Genomic DNA, 17,428 nt, shown 5'->3' with positions numbered 1-17,428 from the left:
CCCGCCGGGCGCGATCCGCACCGGTACGGCGCCCTCGCGCCCGCCCTCGCGCCGGGCGCGGGCGTCGAGGACGGCGCCGACCCCCCGGACGAACACCTCGGGCGCGGCGGCGACGGTACGGCCGCCGAGCAGGACCAGGTCGATGTCGAGCAGCCCGGCGAGGTTGGCGGCGCCGGCGCCCAGGACCCGGGCCGCCTCGGCGAGGTCGCCGCGGGCGACGGCGCCCAGGCACAGGGCCTCGATGCAGCCGCGTCCGCCGCAGGTGCAGGGCGGCCCGTCGAGCTGGACGACCTGGTGCCCGAACTCCCCGGCCCCGGTCCGGGCCCCCCGGTGCACACCGCCGCCGAAGACGAGGCCGGCGCCCAGTCCCGTGCCGAGGTGCAGGTAGGCGAAGGAACGGCCGCCCTCCCCCTCGCCGCCGGCCGCCAGCCCCAGGGCCGCCGCGTTGGTGTCCTTGTCGACGACGACCGGCACGCCGAGGCGCCCGGCCAGCGCGTCCCGCAGCGGGAAGCCGTCCCACTCCGGGAAGCCGGTGACCCGGTGCAGCACGCCGTGGACGTGGTCGAGGGGTCCCGGGAGGGCGACGCCGAGCCCGAGGAGCGTGGGTGCGCCGGCGAGGCGGCCGTCCGGCACGCGCAGCACGTCGGCGGCCAGCTCCCCGGCCGTCCGCGCCACCCCCTCCAGCACGGCCGGCGCCCCCGCGCCCAGGTCCAGCGGGGACCGCCGCTCCCCCACGACCGTCCCCTCCAGGTCGACCAGCACGGCCCGCAGCTCGTCCCGGTCCAGGTGCACGCCCACCGCGTGCCCCGCCTCCGGCACCAGGCGCAGGACCGTGCGCGGCTTGCCGCCCGTGGAGGCGCGGCGCCCGGCCTCGGCGGCGAGGCCCTCCGCCCGCAGCCGGGCGGTGATCTTGCTGACCGCCTGCGGGGTGAGCCCGGTGCGCTCGGCGAGTTCGAGCCGGCTGATGCCCGCCGTCCCGGCGGTGCGCAGCAGGTCGAGGACGAGGGCGGTGTTGTGGCTGCGCAGGGCGAGCAGGTTCACCCCGCCCGCCGTGCCCGCCGCCCCGCGCACGCCTCCTCCCCCGCCCCCGGTGCCCCGCACGCCGCCGCCCGCCGCGGCCCTGCGCGCACCCTCGTCCGTTCCTCCGCCGTCAGCCCTGTTCACGCCCCCATTGTCCTCGGTGCTTGCACTTTGGCAACAGCGTTGCGAAAGTGGGGGGCATGACTGGTACTCCCTCCGGCACCCCCCTGCGCGTCGGTCTCGTCGGTTACGGCCTCGCGGGCTCCGTCTTCCACGCCCCGCTGATCGCCGCCACCGAGGGCCTGACCCTGGACACGGTGGTCACCTCGGACCCCGACCGGCAGCGACAGGCCCGCGACGAGTTCCCGGACGTGCGCACCGTCGCCACGTCCGACGAGCTGTTCGACCGGGCCGCCGACCTGGACCTGATCGTCGTCGCCTCCCCGAACAAGACCCACGTGCCGCTCGCCACGCGTGCCCTGGAGGCCGGCCTGCCGGTCGTCGTGGACAAGCCGCTCGCGGGCACGGCGGCCGAGGCGCGCGAGCTGGCGGCCCTGGCCGACAAGCGCGGCCTGCTGCTCTCCGTCTTCCAGAACCGCCGCTGGGACAACGACTTCCTCACCCTGCGCAAGCTGCTGGACGAGGGCACGCTGGGCGACGTGTGGCGCTTCGAGTCCCGCTTCGAGCGCTGGCGGCCGCAGCCCAAGGGCGGCTGGCGCGAGTCGGGCGACCCGGCGGAGATCGGCGGTCTCCTGTACGACCTCGGCAGCCACGTCGTCGACCAGGCGCTGGTCCTGTTCGGCCCGGTCACGCAGGTCTACGCCGAGTCGGTCGTGCGGCGCGCGGGCGCCGAGGCGGACGACGACACGTTCCTCGCGCTCACGCACGCCAACGGCGTCCGCTCGCACCTGTACGTCTCCTCCACCGCCGCCCTGCTCGGCCCCCGTTTCCGGGTGCTGGGCTCGCGGGCGGGCTACGTCAAGCACGGCCTGGACCCGCAGGAGGCCGCGCTGCGCGAGGGCAAGCGGCCGGGCCCCGGCTGGGGCGAGGAGGACGAGTCGCTGTGGGGCCACGTGGGCGCCGGGGCGTCCCCGAGGTCCGGCGGCGGACGCGTGGAGGCGACCGTCCCGGGCGACTACCCCGCCTACTACGCGGCCGTGGCGAAGGCGCTGCGGGGGCAGGGCCCCAACCCGGTCGACGCCCTGGAGGCGGCCGCCGCCCTGGACGTCCTGGAGGCGGCCCGCCGTTCGGCCCGCGACGGGGTGGCGGTGTCCCTGTGACGCGCGAACAGGCCCCCGCCCCGACCGTGGAGGAGCTGGAGGCGCAGGAACGCCGCCTGGTCTTCCGCCGGTTCACCCACGACGACGCCTGGGCGCTGGGCTCGCTCCTGGTCGAGCTGGCCCGGGAGCGGCAGGCGCCCGTCGCCGTCGACATCCACCGGGCCGGCCAGCAGCTCTTCCACGCGGCCCTGCCCGGCTCGACCCCCGACAACGACGCCTGGATCGCCCGCAAGCGCCGGGTGGTGGAGCGGTACGGCTCCGCGTCGTACCTGGTGGGCGCCCGTTTCCGGGCCAAGGGCACGACGTTCGAGGACTCCTCGCGGCTCGACCCGGACACCTACGCGGCGCACGGCGGTTCCTTCCCGGTCACCGTGGAGGGCGTGGGCGTGGTCGGCGCGGTGACGGTGTCGGGGCTGCCGCAGGTGGAGGACCACCGGCTGGTGGTGGAGGCGCTGGAGCGGTTCCTGGGCGAGTGACCCGGACGGGCGTACCCGGGAATCACCGGTGGGCACCCGTGGTTGGCAGGCGCAGACACGCACGACGATCACGGTACCCACCGGAGGGATCTCAACCGATGGACGAGGCGACGGCTTCCCTGAAGGAATCGGTCGGACGGTACGGCGTCTGGAGCGTCCAGCTGCGCTCCGAGGACCCCGAGGGCGCGGCCGAACGCGCCGAGGCCACCGCTGAGTTGGAGCAGCTCGGCTACGGCGCCCTGTGGCTCGGCGGCAACAGCGCCGCCCGGAACGCCGCGCCGCTGATCGAGGCGACCTCGCGGATCGTGGTCGGCACCAGCATCCAGAGCATCTGGGAGCACAAGGCGTCCGAGGCGGCGGCGGGCTTCGCGAAGCTGGAGGTCTCCCACCCCGGCCGTTTCGTGCTCGGCCTCGGCGTGAGCCACGGCCCGCGCGTGGAGGGCTACAGCCGCCCGTACTCGAAGATGGTCGACTACCTCGACGAGCTGGACCGGGCCGGGGTGCGGCCCGGACACCGGGTGCTGGCCGCGCTCGGCCCGAAGATGCTGGACCTGTCCCGGGACCGGGCGGCGGGCGCGATCCCGTACCTGGTCACCCCCGAGCACACCGCGCAGGCCCGTGAGCGGCTCGGCGAAGGCGCGCTGCTGGCCCCGGAGTTCAAGGTCGTCCTCGACGCCGACCCGTCCCGCGCCCGCGCGACGGCCCGCGCCTACCTCGCCCGGTACCTGGAGCTCCCGAACTACACCAAGAACTTCCTCAACCTCGGCTTCACCGAGGCCGACGTCACCGGCGGCGGCAGCGACCGCCTGATCGACGCGGTCTTCGCCTGGGGCGACGAGGACACCATCCGCACCCGCATCACCGCCTTCCACGACGCGGGCGCGGACCACGTGGCCCTCCAGGTGGTGGAGGACGACATGACGCACCTCCCGAGGGACGCCTGGCGCAAGCTCGCCGCACTACTGGCGTGAGGAAACGCGCCCCAAAGGGGCGCGGGGAACTGCGCGACCGGCCACACACAACCCGCGGCCGGCAACGCACCGCAGTCCCCCGCCCCCAGCGGAGCGCCTACGCGTCCTTGAGCTCCTGCCGCTGCCGCCCCAGCCCCTCGATCTCCAGCTCGACCACGTCGCCCGCCCGCAGGTACGGCTTCGGCTCCGGTCGGCCCATCGCCACCCCCGCCGGCGTCCCGGTGTTGATGACGTCACCGGGACGCAGCACCATGAACCGGCTGACGTACCGCACGACCTCCCCCACCGGGAAGATCTGCTCGGCGGTCGTCCCGTCCTGCTGCAGCTCCCCGTTCACCCACAGCCGCAGGGACAGCCGCTGCGGGTCGGGCACCTCGTCGGCGGTCACCAGCCACGGGCCGAGCGGGTTGAACGTCTCGCAGTTCTTGCCCTTGTCCCAGGTCCCGCCCCGCTCGATCTGGAACTCCCGCTCGGACACGTCGTGCGCGACGGCGTACCCCGCGACGCACGCGAGCCCCTCCTCGGCCGAGTCCAGGTAGCGGGCCGTACGGCCGATCACGACCGCCAGCTCCACCTCCCAGTCGGTCTTGGCGGAGCCGCGCGGCACGAGCACGGTGTCGTCCGGACCCACGACCGTGTCCGGCGCCTTGAGGAAGACGACCGGCTCGGCGGGCGGCTCGGCCCCGGTCTCGCGGGCGTGGTCGTGGTAGTTCAGCCCGATGCACACGATCTTGCCGATGCGCCCCACGGGCGGTCCGACGCGCAGCCCCGTGGCGTCCAGGGCGGGCAGCTCACCGGCGTCGGCGGCGGCCCGTACCCGGTCCAGCGCCGCGTCGTCGGCGAGCAGCTCGCCGTCGATGTCGCTCACCACGCCCGACAGGTCGCGCAGCGTCCCCCCGGTGTCGAGCAGCGCGGGCCGTTCCGACCCCGCCGTACCGACTCGCAGCAGCTTCATGATCCCCAACTCCTCGTTCGCGGGCGCCCGCCCGATGAGGTGCGACCTGGTTGCGGCAGTGCGCAGCCACCGGAGGACTCGTCCGATCGTCCGAGGTCGGGTTCCACTCCGCAATACCCCGTTCACGTACTGGACCGTAGCCACGGGCCGGCGGCCCGGCTCACCGGTACAGCGCGGCCCGTTCGACGGCGCTCCAGGTGGTGCTGGTGACGATGTAGAGGGCGGCGGCCAGCGGGACGACGGCCACGGTGACGAGCGTGAAGAAGGACATGAACGGCATGACCTTGGTGATCGCGCCCAGCCCGGGCACCTGCTCTCCCCCGTCCCCGGCGGCGGGCAGCAGCGGCCGGTCGGCCATCCTGCTCCGGGTGAGCCGGTAGCTGAAGGCGGCGACGCAGGCGACGAGGGCGAACAGCCCCGCGTACACGAGCCCGGCGCCGCCGAACACCCCGCCGTCCCCGAGCGCGTCGGCCCACCGCCCGCCGAGCGGCGCGGCGAACAGCTGGTGGGACAGCAGGCCGTTGGCCTCGCCGCCGATCGAGGTGCTGGAGAAGAGGTGGTACAGCAGGAAGAACGCGGGCAGCTGGAACAGGCTGGGCAGGCAGCCCGACAGCGGCGACACCTTCTCCCGGGCGTGCAGCTCCAGGACGGCCTTCTGCAGCTTCTCGGGGTTCTTCGCGTGCTTGCGCCGCAGCTCGGCGATCCTCGGCTGGAGCTCGGCGCGCGCCTTCTGCCCGCGCGCGGCGGCCCGCGACAGGGGGTGGACGAGGAGCCGTACGAGGGCGGTGAACAGGACGATGGCGGCGGCCGCGGCCGAGGCGCCGAACAGCGGCTGGAGCAGGTCGGCGAGGTGCTCGACCAGGCTGGCGAAAACGGACATGGGTGAGGAGCCCTCCGGGGGTCTCGTCGTGCCGGGAGGACCACGCGACCGGGACGGTCGGGTGATCGGGGTGTGCGGCATGACGACCCGCGCGGGAGCATCGGGCCTTGCGGTGGTGAAGGGATGCCCTACGCGGTGGTCGCCGGGAGGGCGCGTCCGGGTGCTCGTGGCCGGCGGCGTCCGGCGGCGTCGGGATCGCGTTGGGGCAGGAAGGCCGTACGGCGGTCCCGGTCCCTGATGGCCGTGCGCACCCGGGTGGGCGGCACGGCGGGCACGCAGCGCGCGGCGATGACCGCGCAGACGGCGAGCGCGGAGCCGGCCGCGGCGGTCGCGGCGAGCGCGACGGTGGCGGAGAGGCTGCCGACGTCGACGAGGGCGACGGGCAGGAGCACGAGCAGCAGCACGAGCAGGGGACGCGGGACGGCCCGGTCTCGGGTCATGAGCGAATCCCCCCTCTCGTACACGCGTTTGTCCCAGTTATACAGGACCCGGTACGACGCCCGACAGCGCGCGGGCGGACGCCGGGCGGCCCGGGTGGCCGGAGACGTCCCCGCCCGTCGGGGTGCCGTTCTAAGCTCTGCGCCCATGACCGCGTACTGGCTCCTGGCCCTCATACCGTTCCTCTGCGGACTCGCCCTCACGGCCGTCGAGGCCAAGATCGCGATCACCGAGCACGTGGTGCGCCGCATGGGCCGTCACGCCGAGGGCGTGGTGTCGGACCACGTCGCGTCCCGCGAGGGCACCTACCCGACGCTGCACCCGGTGGTCCGCTGGACCGACGGCGACGGCACCGAGCACGAGCACGCCCTCCCCGGCACGACGGACGCCCACCGGCTCGCCAAGGGCACCCGCGTCCACCTGCGCCACCTTCCCGGCGCCCCCGACAGCGTGGTCCTGGACTCGCCGGACCGCTACCGGACGGCGGTGCTCGGCGTGTGGCTCGGCGTCCTGCTGTGGGTCGGGACGCTGACGGCGGTCCTGATCCGCGTGGCGACCCTGCTGCCGGTGAGCCGGTACTCCTTCTGACCCCCCGTACCGCCTCCGCATCCGCCCCCGGCCGGGGCCTCTGACCTGCGGCCCCCTGACCTTCGTCACCTCTCGGCAGTACGGTGTCACCCATGCGCCCCGACACGCCTGCCGAAAACGTCGACCACACCGCCGAAGCCGCCCGTCTGGAACGGACCGCCGGCCTGTACCCGGAGGACGCGGAGGCCCTCCTGGTGCGCGCCGCGGCCCACCTGGAACTGTCCGGCGACCGCCCCTCCGCGACCAAGCTCTACGACCGCCTGCTGTCCTCGCCGGACGGGCTGGAGAACCCCTCCCTGGTCCGCGCCCTCAAGGCGTCGAACCTCTGGGAGTACGGCCACGAGGCCGAGGCCAGGGCGATCATCGAGGGCGTCCGCGCGACGGCCCCGCGCGACCCGGCCCCCTGGGTGATCGTCGCCGAGGCCCTGGAGGCCCACGACGAGCTGGAGGCGGCCCAGGAGACGTTCACCGAGGGCGCCCGCCTGCTCCTGACGGACGTCGCCGAGCCGCCGTACGCCACGCATCCGCTGCTGTACGGGCGTCACCGGGTCCGGCGCATGCTGGGCGCGCCCCACGACGACTGGGACCGCCTGGCGGACACCCTCCACTCGATGCCGGTGTCCCTGGACGAGCTGCACGACCCCAAGCGCGTCTGGTCCCTCGGCTCCGACGACCCGGCCGACCTGCGGGCGGAGATCTCCCGCCTGCGCGCCGAGCTGGGCGCGTACCGCGAGGCCCTGTCCCGCCCCTTCCCCGTGGCCATGCTCCACTGGCCGGCGGACGAACTGGCGGAGCTGCTGGAGGCGTACCCGTCGCTGTCCGCCGAGTACCCCTCCCACGAGGAGCACCTGGCGACGACGGAGGCGGCCCTGCGCGAACTCGCCTCCTCGGGCACGCCGAACCTGGGCGTCGTCCGCGGCACGGTCCCGTCGTACGAGGCGTTCGCCGCCTCGGAGGGCGCGTCCCCGTCCGACCCGACGCTGCTGCCGCAGTACGCGACGATCCTGGCGGCCCGGGGACGCGCGGTGGCGTGGCCCCCGCAGCGGGGGGCGGAGTGCTGGTGCGGTTCGGGTCGGGCCTACGGGGAGTGCCACGGCACCGGGGCGTGACGGGGCGGGGCCGGGAAACGTCCCGGCGGACCGATGAGATTCGCCGGCCACGGACGTCTACCCGTGCGACCACCTCACACGAGGCGTGAGGGCCTGAGAAAGGGAGTCCCCATGAGCACCGAGCAGACCTCCGCGGCCGACGGCTTCTCCTACACCCTGACCCGCACCCTGGACGCCCCGGCGGCCCGGGTCTGGCAGGCCTGGACCGCCCCCGACCAGTACGCCCAGTGGGCCCACGCCGTTCCCGGCTCCGTCGAGATGGACGTCCGCCCGGGCGGCGCCTGGAAGGCCACGATGCTCACCCCCGACGGCGACGCGTTCCCGCTGACCGGCTCGTACGTGGAGGTCGCCGAGCCCCACCGCCTGGTCCTCGGCATGGACGTCCCCGGCCGCCCGGACCAGGTGACGATGAGCCTGGACCTCACGGCACAGGGCCCGGACCGCACGGAGATCACTCTCCGCCAGACCTGCGACACGGCGGAGGAACGGGACATGGCGGAGCAGGGCAGCGGGATGCTGCTGGACGGGCTGGCGGAGCACCTGGCGGAGGGGGCGCGGGGCTGACCCTCCCCCTCCGCACAGTCATCCGCACCGGCTCCACTCGTGGATCGACGTGGTCTCCAAGGACACCCGGGAGAGGGAAGCGGTGCCGGCCTCGCCGCAGGCGCTCGTCCGGCCGGCCCGCTACCTGGATGTCGGCTCCGACCGGTCACGCCCTGTCCACCGGGGCCGGCTCGTCGCGCTGAAGCCACGCGACGGCTCGGGCGCGACGATCGCGTGACACGTCCGCTCCGTTTGCCTCCCAGTCGATCAGGCGACGTACGGGCTCCGTGTCGCCCGGGTTGGGCACGGCCAGGGAGCCGATGCCGTCCTGCCAGGTCGTTCCGACCACGGAGACGGTGCTGTCGAGCGAGAGCATCGCGAACTCCGGACGCCCGGATCGCGAGCCGAGCAGACATTCGTCGTGTCCGAGTACGGATCTCCCCCGGCGGATCGAGCACGCCGCGCCCATGACGTCCCAGGCGTCGAGCAGACGCACCCGGCGCCATACGGAGGGCTGCTCCAGGTCCACGCGCGGGTTGTGGCGGTAGGCGGGGAGGGCAAGCAGGAACTCGCGGCTGACGTCGAACAGGCCGAAGGAGGTCGCCAACTCGTACCAGCCTCGGTTGGCGTGCTCGATGAGGTGCGGGTCGTCGAAGCCGACGAAAGCATCCCGCCGGCCCGTCTCCTCGTGAGTGCAACTGACCGTCGCACTCATCACGGACACCGGCAAGACGGCGTCTGGCACGCCGCCTTCAAGCACCTCCAAGCCCGCCCGCTTCAGCGGGGCACGCACTTTCCGGTACGTCTCCTGCCTGCCCATGCCCTCCCCCAGCGCCGCTTGATCACCAGGAGACGATACGCAGCCCGCCGATCGGCAACGACCGGGAGACGGCGAGGCCGGTGGCCCGATCGGTCGCACGCCTTGATCGGCGCCGTGCCCGCTGATTGGCTGGCCGCCATGACCGACCTCGGCCCCGTCCCCTGGCCCCCCGCACCGATCAGGACCGACAGGCTCGTGCTCCGTGAGGCCGAGACCCGGGACCGAGCGGCGTTCATCGAGCTGCTGGCGTCGCCGGAGGTGCACACCCACCTCGGCGGCGCCCGCCCGCGTGACGAGCTCGAGCGCGAGACGCCCGGGGTGCCCGAGCGGTGGCCCGGAAGCTTCGTCGTCGATCTCGACGGGGCGATGATCGGCCAGATCCTGCTCAGGAGAGCGCCGGAGCACCGTCGCCCGACCGTCGCGGGGAAGGCCGAACTCGGCTATCTGTTCCTGCCCCGGGCGTGGGGACACGGGTACGCCGCCGAGGCGTGCGCGGCGGCACTCGACTGGTTCGCCGACGCGCTCCCCGGCGAACCGGTGGTGCTCGCCACCCAGACCGCCAACGCCCGCTCGATGCGCCTCGCGGCGAAGCTGGGCTTCGCCGAGGTGGAACGGTTCGAGGCGTGGGACGCCGAGCAGTGGCTCGGCACGTGGTCGCCGGTCGCGGTGCCGGGAGTGGTGGGGCACGGGGGCGCCGGGTGAGGGTGTCGCGGGCCGGTCATCGCTCCGGACCACTCGTGGCCTCCCCGGCCGGAAGGACGCGGTTCTCGGAGATCGAATCAGCATACGTTCCCGAGACACGACAGTATGGGACGACGTGAAGCCCTCTTCCCCCGCCGTCTCGGCACGCATGTCCCGCCAGGCCAGCAAGGACACGAACGCCGAGCTCTCCGTTCGGCGCCTGCTGTACGCGGCCGGGCTGCGCTACCGCGTGGAGTACCCGGTGCCGGGCATGGCGCGGCGGCGCATCGACGTGGCGTTCACCCGTGCCAAGGTGGCCGTTCTGATCGACGGCTGCTTCTGGCACGGATGCCCTCAGCACGCCACGCACCCGAAGTCCAACGCCGAGTGGTGGCGCAACAAGCTGGACCGGAACATGGCTCGCGACCGGGAGACGACCGAGCACCTGACCGCGGCGGGGTGGACGGTGCTGCGGTTCTGGGAGCATGAGGATCCGGAGGAGGTGGCCGCTCGGGTGAGAGCGGTCGTGGGGCAGCGGCTGGCGGAACTGACGGGAAGGTAGGGGGCGTGGGGGGACTGACCTTCGTGGACGTGTGCTCGGGGGCGGGTGGACTCGCCCTCGGTCTGGAGCAGGCCGGATTCGAACCGCGTCTGCTCCTGGACGAGGACGACGACGCCGTCGCGACCTTACGGGCCAATCGGCCGCACTGGAACGTGCTCCGCGCCGACCTGCTCGACTTCGACCCGTCCGAGCACTCCGAGAGCTACGACGTGGATCTCCTCTCGGCCGGGTTGCCACGGGTGAAGTCGAGCGCGACCGCCCGACGAGCCGAATCGGGTTCGGAGGAGCGCCTGTTGGAGGCCACCGTCTACCTGACCCACGCCATCAGGCCGCGAGCGGTGATCATCGAGAACGTTCCCGATCTCGCCCACTCGGACAGGTACCAGCGCTTCCGCGACTTCGCGCGTGCCGAACTGGCTCACCTGGGTTACGAGTTCAGCTGGCTCGTCCTGAACGCCGTCGACTTCGGGGTGCCACAGAACCGCAAGCAGGGTGTGCTGGTGGCCGTCGAGCGGCGTTGGGCCGGGGGGTTCCGTCCGCCGACGCCCACGGTGCGGCAACCCGTGACGGTCGGTGCCGCCCTGGGACCGTCCATGGCGGTGCGCGGTTGGCCGGACGCCGCGCGTTGGGCCAGCCAGGCCGATCAGCCGGCTCCCACTCTCGTCGGAGGCTCGAAGAATCGAGGCGGTGCCGACCTGGGGCCGACCGGGGCCAAGCGGCAGTGGGCGACCATGGGTGTCAACGGTCACACGGTGGGTGACGAGGTTCCCGGGCCCGACTTCGTATGGGATCCCTCACTCGGCAGGGACAACATGGTGAAGATCACAGTCGCGCAGGCGGCACTGCTCCAGGGCTTCCCCACGTCGTGGCAGGTCACCGGCCTCAAGACCGCCCGATATCGCCAGATCGGGCATGCGACACCACCGCCTGTCGGTCGTGCCCTGGGCCGGGCCGTCGCCGAAGCTCTGCGCGGGGAGTCGGTGGCCCCCGCTGCCGGCTAGACTTCCGCCACATGACCAGCACGCCGCCCCACCAGTCCATCCTCGACAAGCCCTTTGTCCTGGACCTCTTCGCGGGGCCTGGTGGGTTGGACGTGGCCGGTCATCGGCTGGGCATCCCGAGTCTCGGCATCGAGTGGGACCGGAGTGCGTGCCTGACGCGCTACGCGGCCGGCCTGGACACCCTCCACGCCGACGTCAGCGTGGTCCGCAGGGAGTCCTTCGAGTCGCTCCCGCCGGAGGTCAACGTGCTCGCCGGCGGTCCGCCGTGCCAGACGTACTCGGTGGCGGGGCGGGGTGCCGGTCGCAAGGCGCTCGAAGAGGTCAAGGGCTACATCAAGCGGCTCGTGGCGGGCGCTTCCGACACGGAGATCGACGAGGAGCTGGAGAAGCTCAGCGACCCGCGCACCGCGTTGGTCCTCGAACCCCTCCGGTACGCGATCCAGGCGACCAGGAGCCCGAACCGCGGGCACCGGCCGTACGACGTCATCGTCCTGGAGCAGGTCCCCGCCGTGAGGGCACTCTGGGAGAGCTACGCCGAGGTCCTGCAGGAGGTCGGTCTTCCCGACGGCACCAAGTACCGGGTCGTCGTCGACGTCCTGGGCACCGAGACCTACGGAGTGCCGCAGACCCGGTCCCGCGCTGTGCTGATCGCCCGCCGTGAGGGACTCGGCGAGCCCTCGCTGCCCGCGCCGACCCACCGTGCCTACGAGGCGAAGGGGTGGAACCACAGGAACGGCGGCATCGTGGCACCGGCGACTCAGCCGACCCTTTACGACACCGACGTCCCCGAACCGCGACAGCGCCCCACGGAGGTCGACGGTCTGGAGCACTGGAAGTCGATGGGCGACGCCCTCGCCGAGCCGGTCGGCACGCACCCGGGGCGTAGGACGCCCTTCCTGGTCCGGTCGAACTACGGCAGCTCCGGGCACCCTGGACGACGCGGCGTCCGGACCGACCGGCAGCCTGCCACCACCGTCACCGGACGTATCTCGCGCTTCGTGGTCTTCGAACCCGCCGGCGACCACCACCCCCACGTCGTTTGTGAGGGTCCGAGGTTCAGCATGAACGAGGCGGGGATGCTGCAGAGCTTCCCGCCGGACTACCCGTGGTCGGGAACGGCTAGGGCCCAGCAGGTCGGCAACGCCGTGCCGCCCCTCTTCGGGGCCCATATCCTGAGCGCCGCGCTCGGCCTGTCCGCACCGACCCCGGAGACGATGCGCAAGCCGTGGGTGCCGGCCACGGAGGAACAGCGGGCCAAGCTGCGGAGCCACGGATGCGGGTCGGCGGACGACTGCACCGCCCGCTGCCCGCGTCCCGAGTAGCTCGACGGCGCCGTATCAGTCCTCGCTCTTCCGGCCCCTGACCGGGGCGGTCTCGAACAGCTCGGCGAAGTAGTCGGTCAGCGCCGTCACGGACTCCTCCGGGACGGGGTCCTCGTCGGGGCCCTCGGGCAGGGTGTGGCGCGAGACCGGTGGGGCCGTCTGCGCCTCTTCGATCCAGTCCCGCAGGCCGGCGGAATCCCTGGGTTCGTCCGGTGCGAGGGCGTCGTAGATCACGGTCGCTCCGGCCGCGTTGATGGCGACGCTCAGGCCGTTGATCTCCCGCCCAGTGGTGACCTTTCCGCTCTTCAGGAGGCGGACCAGTGCCTGAGCGGTGGGGCGGTGGTCGATCAGGTCCTTCCGGAGCACGGTGTGGATGAGGTCCTGGTTTCCGCAGGCGACCTCGACCGGCCCGTAGTCCGAACCGTCCCGGAAGAGTTCCGCCGCCCACCACAGGCGGGAGAAGCACTGTCGGTCAGCGGGGCCCTGGAAGCGCTCCGCGGCCACGCGTCGAGACGGTTCCGACAGGTGACGCCACACGACATAGTCAGGGGCGACAGCGAGCGCCAAGTGGTTCCACAGCCGTCTGTCCGCCGCCTCCCGCCGCGTCAGACGCAGCGTGGCGTGGAGCCGGGGCGCGAGCCAGGCGTCGGCCCCGGTGCGCTCCTTGTCGAAGGCGAACATGGCGTCGTCCACCAGGCTGCGGATCGGCTCGACCCACCACCTGGCGTCGTCCTCGGGGAGGGGTTCGACGACCTTGGCGAGGTCGAGGCCGCCGTGGACCTCTTCGCCCCTGAGCAGTCCCTCGGTGAGGAAGGTGTCGGCGGCCGAGCCGGAGAGCAACGCCAGGCGCTCCGGTACGTGGTGAGGCTGGGTGATCACGACTCGCTCTCCCTGTTCGTCCGTTCCAGACCGCGGATGACGTAGCCCACCGCCTTGGTCGCGTCGGCACGTCGCACCGCCGCGTAGTGGATGCGTGTCTGCAACTCGCCCCAGCCCGACTCGCCGGTGCGTCGACGGTGGACCCGACGCAGTGCCTCCTCGACGTGCACACCGGGGACGACGTCCGGGAGCATCTCCCGCAGCACCTCGCCCTGCCAGTCGGTCGGGAAGACCGGGCTGCCACCCGGTTCCACCTCCAGGTCGCCGATGGCGCCGTGGAAGACCGCCGTCCACACGTCCGTGGCCATCTGGGCGACGAGGAGGTCGCGCACCTTGCTCTCCACACCGGATCCGTTGCTGTCCAACAGTCCGAGGATGCCGTCGGTGTCGGTGTTGACGTACACCGTGGGGACCCGCGCCGTGGTGTCCACGAGCCAGGGGGCGTCGGCGTAGGCGCGCAGCCATTCCCTGGAGCTCTTGCCGAACGACGCCTTCCGGACGTCCAGTCGCAGCCCTCTGACCGGCTCGTCGGAGACGGTGTCGACGACCCAGTTCCGGTCGGTCTCGGTGATCGACCGCCCCGGCACGCTGTCGACCGTACCGACGGCGTACGCGCTGAGGGAGGCCCGTCCCATGTGGTCGTCGCGGAACAGCTCCAGGGTGCCCGACCAGTCGCGGCTGCCCTCCGCGTCCCGTGTGAGGGTCGTCGAGGTGCGGACGTTGGTCTCCCCGTCGGTCAGCACGGCGAGGACACGCAGATCGGACCAGGCCGCGTCCGGGGCGTCGACGCCGGGCGGCAGTGTGGCCGAGATGCCGATCGTGGCGCTCACCCAGTCCGTGTGGCCCGCGACACCGAGGGCAACGGCCTGTTCCTGAACCGAGTAGGCGCTGGTGTCGAGTGGATCACGGGTGCCGTCGGGCAGTCTGAGGGAGACCGACGTCACCCTGAGCGTGATCGGGCGGCTGAGGCGCTTGTACGGATAGATCTTCACGCGTCACGCCTCCTTGCCGGCACGCAGTTCGACGACGAGGCGGGTGAGCGTGGTCCTCACCGGATGACTGGAGGCGTCGGTGGCCCCTCGGAACTTCGCGCGGCGTGTGCCGGGCGGGAAGCGCAGGGTTCCGTTCTCCACCTCGCAGCCCTCCACGGCGACGAGTTCCGCCCAGTCGAGGCGAGGGCGTCCTCCGGAGCGGACGTCCAGCTGGGCGACCGGCACCATCGGGACGATCTCGTCACCGCGCGGGATCTTCACCTCGGCCGTGATCAGCCACTCCCCCTGGTCACCGATCGTCGCCTCGAGCACGTCCAGCACCGGCACCACCGGGCCGGAGGGCACCTTGGCCTTGGGTCGGCTCTTGACGGTCAGCGCCTTGCGCAGCGCCTCACCGCCTTCGCCTCTGCCGCGCTTCGGGCGGGCGACGAGTTCCCTGACCGCGCTGTTGACCTCGGTGGTCAGATTCTGGATCCGCCGATACGCGGAGGGCGACCAGCGCAGGGTCAGCTCCTCCGTCTGCCCCCACCGGTCGTGCTCGGGCGGCTCCGCCGCCCGCAGGAACTCCTCGGCCTCCTTCGCGAACGGGGCCGACGCACCGGCGGCCTCACCGACCAGGACGACGGCCTGGAAGGGGTTGGTGCCGATCGGCAGGTTGGAGACCGGCGCCTTCCTGACCGTCATGCGGTTGCCGCGCAGCGAGTGCACCTGGTTCTTGGGGGTGTCCTTGTCACCGGCGGCCTCGGTGACCAACAGCACCGCCTGGTGCGTACCGAGCGTCCCACGGGCGCCACCGGTCAGCGGAAGCTTCAGCGGAACGTTTCTGGACGCCACCTGACCGGCCTCGGTGAGCCGCTCCACCGTGGTGCCCTCGTAGTGGGCCCGCAGCGCGCGGGTGCGGGAGGGCTGCTCGACGGACGGGTCCACCTTCGTCTCCGGCACGACCTCCTCTCCGTTGCGCAGAGCGCGGACCGAGGCTTCCAGCAGCGGAAGACGGCCACCCCCGCCGATCATCGCCGCCCAGAAATCGCGGCCCAACGCCTCGACCAGGCGGCGGTGCATCCTCTTGATGTCGCGCGCGTCCTCGGGTCCCTCCTCGGCACGAGGCTTGTCCTCGTCGTCGAACTGGTCCTCGAGGCTGGCCACGTCGTGCGCGCCCACGATGAGGAAGGACGTACCCGGTTCGTCACTGTCCCGGCTCAGGTGCAGGCGATCCACGGTCTCCTCGTCCGCCCACCAGGAACGGACGACCTCGGCACCCGGCGTGTCGGGGTCGGGGCGTCCGAACCAGGCGGGGCCCGCGCAGGTGCGCCCGTCGACCTCCCGCCAGGGGAGTTCGAGGCGCCCGATCACCCTTCGCTCGGTACGCCCTTCATGCGGGACCGACAGAGTGGAGTTGATGAACACGAGGCCGAGAGCACTGGTCGCCCACAGAGTGGCCTTGCCCAGGCCGTACGAACCACCGGCGGAGGAACCGGACTTCAGGCTCTCGAGCTGGCGACGGACGACGGCGGCGAACTTGCCGTCCCCGTAGTCGTCGCCGGTGAGCCCTGAGGCGTTGTAGTCGTCGACCCGCAGGAGGACCAGGCGCCCCTTCTCGTACATGTCGCGCACACCGGCGTCGACGACCCGACCGACCTTCTGATGACCGGCGAGCGCCGAGACGGCGGAGTAGTGCGGGAAGAGTTCGTTCCAGAGGATCGCCTCGCGGAAGGCTTCCAGGTGCTCACCGGTCAACTCGTGCAGGGTGTAGCGGACTCGGACGGGGCGGCCGTTCTCCGTCAACCGCTCGTCGAGGCTGTTCTGACACGTCTCGCGTGCGAGGACCTGGACGTCGGCGTCGAAGGCGAAGGCCGCGGCATTGCCCAGGTCACGACCGCCGTCGGGATATCCGGGGCGGTGGTACCAGGTGACCGGGAGGCCGGCTTGGGTGTCGGTGGTGCGGGTGTGCACCGTGCCGACGTCCGTACCGAGGACCCTGGCGATGTCCGTCATGAGGGTCGGGCGCGGGGTCGACCGCCCGGCGATCCACGCGGAGACGGCGGCTCGGGTCAACCCGAGCTCCTTGGCCAGTTCGGCCTGCGTCCTCCCCGCGAGCTTGAGCTGTCGGGACAGCCACGGCCCGAACTCCTCACCTGTCTCCACGCGCCACCTGCTCTTCCTCGGGTCGTACGGGGAGGCTAATTTGACGATCGCGATCATGTCAACTGAAAGTTAACCGAGCGAGGGGTACGGCAGGTCCAAGTCGGACAGCCTGAATCGACCGGTTCAACCCGATATGTCCATCTTGTGGGTCGGGAGTTCCAACTTCCTCCAAGGGAGAAGACGTTGGGACTTGCCGACTCCTCAAAACCCCGCTACATTCGCCACGTTGGAAAAGCCAACTCGCTCGCAAACCGGTTTTCCCGGGGGTCGTGCGGCTTGCTACTGGCATGCCCTCACACGCTCAACACGTACTCGACGAGCGCACGAGGAAACGTTTTTTGAAATTCCTGGCGGCCGGGGGGCCCAGCCGCTACCGTGATCGGCGGGATCGAATCCCGCAGCAGAACCCGTTCGCTTCGTGGGGCGTTGTCCGATTACACCCCTGCGCGAATTGAAGGACATCGATCGACAGGGGTGGGGACTCGATGGACGAGGACGACTGCTTTCCGTCACTGCTTTCCCAGCGGGAGCGCAGCACGCTCCAACTGGGTATTCAGCGGGTGAGCAAGGCCGAAGTCACGGACTTCTCGGGCCGCCATGACCTGTCCGAGGATGATTTCCTCGCGGAGTCCACCGGCCCGGCCAAAACGGTTCCGACACCGCAGGACGAAAGCCCTCCTGCCGCCTGACCACGCGCCCTCCGCCCGTATGACCCGCGCACTCGCCCATCGGGGAGACGCTCCGTCCGCCAGTGCGCGATGAGCTG

General features: G+C 72.2%; 19 protein-coding genes. 11 read left to right on the top strand and 8 right to left on the bottom strand.

The features are described 5' to 3' along the window. Window positions 1–1,101: ROK family transcriptional regulator (locus tag JHAT_RS27870; RefSeq protein ID WP_077801044.1), on the bottom strand; the 1,101-nt coding region annotated here is incomplete at its 3' end. A 119-nt stretch (window positions 1,102–1,220) separates the two neighbouring features. Between JHAT_RS27870 and JHAT_RS27865 the strand changes: the two genes are divergently transcribed. The 3 genes from JHAT_RS27865 (at window position 1,221) to JHAT_RS27855 (ending at window position 3,747) form a co-directional block, all read left to right on the top strand. Next, on the top strand, window positions 1,221–2,300 hold the full coding sequence (locus tag JHAT_RS27865) for a Gfo/Idh/MocA family oxidoreductase (protein ID WP_077801040.1): 1,080 nt from the start codon (window positions 1,221–1,223) through the stop codon (window positions 2,298–2,300). Next, window positions 2,297–2,776 carry a heme-degrading domain-containing protein gene (locus JHAT_RS27860; protein WP_077801039.1) on the top strand — a complete coding sequence of 160 codons (480 nt, stop codon included), beginning with the start codon at window positions 2,297–2,299 and terminating at the stop codon, window positions 2,774–2,776. Before JHAT_RS27865 ends, JHAT_RS27860 begins: the two co-directional genes overlap by 4 nt. A 98-nt stretch (window positions 2,777–2,874) precedes the next feature. Further along, the gene (locus JHAT_RS27855) at window positions 2,875–3,747 is read left to right on the top strand and encodes an LLM class F420-dependent oxidoreductase (protein ID WP_077801038.1); all 873 of its coding nucleotides are present in this window, start codon (window positions 2,875–2,877) and stop codon (window positions 3,745–3,747) included. A 97-nt stretch (window positions 3,748–3,844) separates the two neighbouring features. Here JHAT_RS27855 and JHAT_RS27850 read toward each other — a convergent pair whose 3' ends face one another. The 3 genes from JHAT_RS27850 to JHAT_RS27840 all read right to left on the bottom strand — a co-directional run bounded on the left by JHAT_RS27850 (window position 3,845) and on the right by JHAT_RS27840 (window position 6,022). Next, the gene (locus tag JHAT_RS27850; RefSeq protein ID WP_077801037.1) at window positions 3,845–4,702 is read right to left on the bottom strand and encodes a fumarylacetoacetate hydrolase family protein; all 858 of its coding nucleotides are present in this window, start codon (window positions 4,700–4,702) and stop codon (window positions 3,845–3,847) included. Between the two features lie 160 nt (window positions 4,703–4,862). After that, window positions 4,863–5,582, bottom strand: coding sequence for a YidC/Oxa1 family membrane protein insertase (locus JHAT_RS27845; RefSeq protein WP_077801036.1), 720 nt, complete (start codon window positions 5,580–5,582; stop codon window positions 4,863–4,865). Between the two features lie 128 nt (window positions 5,583–5,710). After that, window positions 5,711–6,022, bottom strand: a complete 312-nt coding sequence (locus JHAT_RS27840) for a DUF6412 domain-containing protein (RefSeq protein ID WP_171991090.1) — start codon at window positions 6,020–6,022, stop codon at window positions 5,711–5,713. A 145-nt stretch (window positions 6,023–6,167) separates the two neighbouring features. On the opposite strand from JHAT_RS27840, the gene JHAT_RS27835 reads away from it, so the two are divergent. From JHAT_RS27835 to JHAT_RS27825, 3 genes are all read left to right on the top strand, one after another. Continuing rightward, on the top strand, window positions 6,168–6,608 hold the full coding sequence (locus JHAT_RS27835; RefSeq protein ID WP_077801034.1) for a DUF3592 domain-containing protein: 441 nt from the start codon (window positions 6,168–6,170) through the stop codon (window positions 6,606–6,608). Window positions 6,609–6,700: 92 nt separating this feature from the next. Beyond that, window positions 6,701–7,717, top strand: a complete 1,017-nt coding sequence (locus tag JHAT_RS27830) for an SEC-C domain-containing protein (protein WP_077801033.1) — start codon at window positions 6,701–6,703, stop codon at window positions 7,715–7,717. 111 nt (window positions 7,718–7,828) lie between these two features. Beyond that, window positions 7,829–8,281, top strand: coding sequence for an SRPBCC domain-containing protein (locus JHAT_RS27825; protein WP_077801032.1), 453 nt, complete (start codon window positions 7,829–7,831; stop codon window positions 8,279–8,281). A gap of 145 nt (window positions 8,282–8,426) precedes the next feature. Here JHAT_RS27825 and JHAT_RS27820 read toward each other — a convergent pair whose 3' ends face one another. Next, the gene (locus JHAT_RS27820) at window positions 8,427–8,975 is read right to left on the bottom strand and encodes a hypothetical protein (protein WP_143660525.1); all 549 of its coding nucleotides are present in this window, start codon (window positions 8,973–8,975) and stop codon (window positions 8,427–8,429) included. A gap of 243 nt (window positions 8,976–9,218) precedes the next feature. Between JHAT_RS27820 and JHAT_RS27815 the strand changes: the two genes are divergently transcribed. The 4 genes from JHAT_RS27815 (at window position 9,219) to JHAT_RS27800 (ending at window position 12,646) form a co-directional block, all read left to right on the top strand. Continuing rightward, a complete protein-coding gene (locus JHAT_RS27815) occupies window positions 9,219–9,782 on the top strand; it encodes a GNAT family N-acetyltransferase (protein ID WP_107482037.1) in 564 nt (187 codons plus the stop codon). Between the two features lie 148 nt (window positions 9,783–9,930). Beyond that, a complete protein-coding gene (locus tag JHAT_RS27810) occupies window positions 9,931–10,323 on the top strand; it encodes a very short patch repair endonuclease (protein ID WP_077801030.1) in 393 nt (130 codons plus the stop codon). Window positions 10,324–10,328: 5 nt separating this feature from the next. Then, a complete protein-coding gene (locus JHAT_RS27805) occupies window positions 10,329–11,324 on the top strand; it encodes a DNA cytosine methyltransferase (protein WP_077801029.1) in 996 nt (331 codons plus the stop codon). Window positions 11,325–11,335: 11 nt separating this feature from the next. After that, entirely contained in the window at window positions 11,336–12,646 is a 1,311-nt protein-coding gene (locus JHAT_RS27800) for a DNA cytosine methyltransferase (protein ID WP_077801028.1), read from the top strand. A gap of 15 nt (window positions 12,647–12,661) precedes the next feature. On the opposite strand, the gene JHAT_RS27795 is transcribed toward JHAT_RS27800, so the two are convergent. From JHAT_RS27795 to JHAT_RS27785, 3 genes are read right to left on the bottom strand one after another with little or no spacing between them, the layout of a single operon-like run. Continuing rightward, window positions 12,662–13,525, bottom strand: a complete 864-nt coding sequence (locus JHAT_RS27795; protein WP_077801027.1) for a DUF6339 family protein — start codon at window positions 13,523–13,525, stop codon at window positions 12,662–12,664. Beyond that, window positions 13,522–14,517, bottom strand: a complete 996-nt coding sequence (locus JHAT_RS27790) for a hypothetical protein (RefSeq protein WP_077801026.1) — start codon at window positions 14,515–14,517, stop codon at window positions 13,522–13,524. Before JHAT_RS27790 ends, JHAT_RS27795 begins: the two co-directional genes overlap by 4 nt. A gap of 3 nt (window positions 14,518–14,520) precedes the next feature. Next, on the bottom strand, window positions 14,521–16,719 hold the full coding sequence (locus tag JHAT_RS27785; protein WP_253195630.1) for a helix-turn-helix transcriptional regulator: 2,199 nt from the start codon (window positions 16,717–16,719) through the stop codon (window positions 14,521–14,523). A 428-nt stretch (window positions 16,720–17,147) separates the two neighbouring features. Between JHAT_RS27785 and JHAT_RS27780 the strand changes: the two genes are divergently transcribed. Further along, entirely contained in the window at window positions 17,148–17,351 is a 204-nt protein-coding gene (locus JHAT_RS27780) for a hypothetical protein (protein WP_077801024.1), read from the top strand. Window positions 17,352–17,428: the final 77 nt, after the last annotated feature.

The organism is Streptomyces sp. JHA26, assembly GCF_002005565.1.
Taxonomy (GTDB): Bacteria; Actinomycetota; Actinomycetes; order Streptomycetales; family Streptomycetaceae; genus Streptomyces.
Note: the sequence above shows the minus strand (reverse complement) of the source record. Positions and strands in the feature narration are given on the sequence as shown.

Excerpts from the sequence above, each read along its gene's own strand:
- JHAT_RS27865 (WP_077801040.1), top strand. The coding sequence starts at position 1,221 with ATGACTGGTACTCCCTCCGGCACCCCCCTGCGCGTCGGTCTCGTCGGT.
- JHAT_RS27855 (WP_077801038.1), top strand. The coding sequence starts at position 2,875 with ATGGACGAGGCGACGGCTTCCCTGAAGGAATCGGTCGGACGGTACGGC.
- JHAT_RS27850 (WP_077801037.1), bottom strand. The coding sequence starts at position 4,702 with ATGAAGCTGCTGCGAGTCGGTACGGCGGGGTCGGAACGGCCCGCGCTG.
- JHAT_RS27845 (WP_077801036.1), bottom strand. The coding sequence starts at position 5,582 with ATGTCCGTTTTCGCCAGCCTGGTCGAGCACCTCGCCGACCTGCTCCAG.
- JHAT_RS27840 (WP_171991090.1), bottom strand. The coding sequence starts at position 6,022 with ATGACCCGAGACCGGGCCGTCCCGCGTCCCCTGCTCGTGCTGCTGCTC.
- JHAT_RS27835 (WP_077801034.1), top strand. The coding sequence starts at position 6,168 with ATGACCGCGTACTGGCTCCTGGCCCTCATACCGTTCCTCTGCGGACTC.
- JHAT_RS27830 (WP_077801033.1), top strand. The coding sequence starts at position 6,701 with ATGCGCCCCGACACGCCTGCCGAAAACGTCGACCACACCGCCGAAGCC.
- JHAT_RS27825 (WP_077801032.1), top strand. The coding sequence starts at position 7,829 with ATGAGCACCGAGCAGACCTCCGCGGCCGACGGCTTCTCCTACACCCTG.
- JHAT_RS27820 (WP_143660525.1), bottom strand. The coding sequence starts at position 8,975 with ATGAGTGCGACGGTCAGTTGCACTCACGAGGAGACGGGCCGGCGGGAT.
- JHAT_RS27815 (WP_107482037.1), top strand. The coding sequence starts at position 9,219 with ATGACCGACCTCGGCCCCGTCCCCTGGCCCCCCGCACCGATCAGGACC.
- JHAT_RS27810 (WP_077801030.1), top strand. The coding sequence starts at position 9,931 with ATGTCCCGCCAGGCCAGCAAGGACACGAACGCCGAGCTCTCCGTTCGG.
- JHAT_RS27800 (WP_077801028.1), top strand. The coding sequence starts at position 11,336 with ATGACCAGCACGCCGCCCCACCAGTCCATCCTCGACAAGCCCTTTGTC.
- JHAT_RS27785 (WP_253195630.1), bottom strand. The coding sequence starts at position 16,719 with ATGATCGCGATCGTCAAATTAGCCTCCCCGTACGACCCGAGGAAGAGC.
- JHAT_RS27780 (WP_077801024.1), top strand. The coding sequence starts at position 17,148 with ATGGACGAGGACGACTGCTTTCCGTCACTGCTTTCCCAGCGGGAGCGC.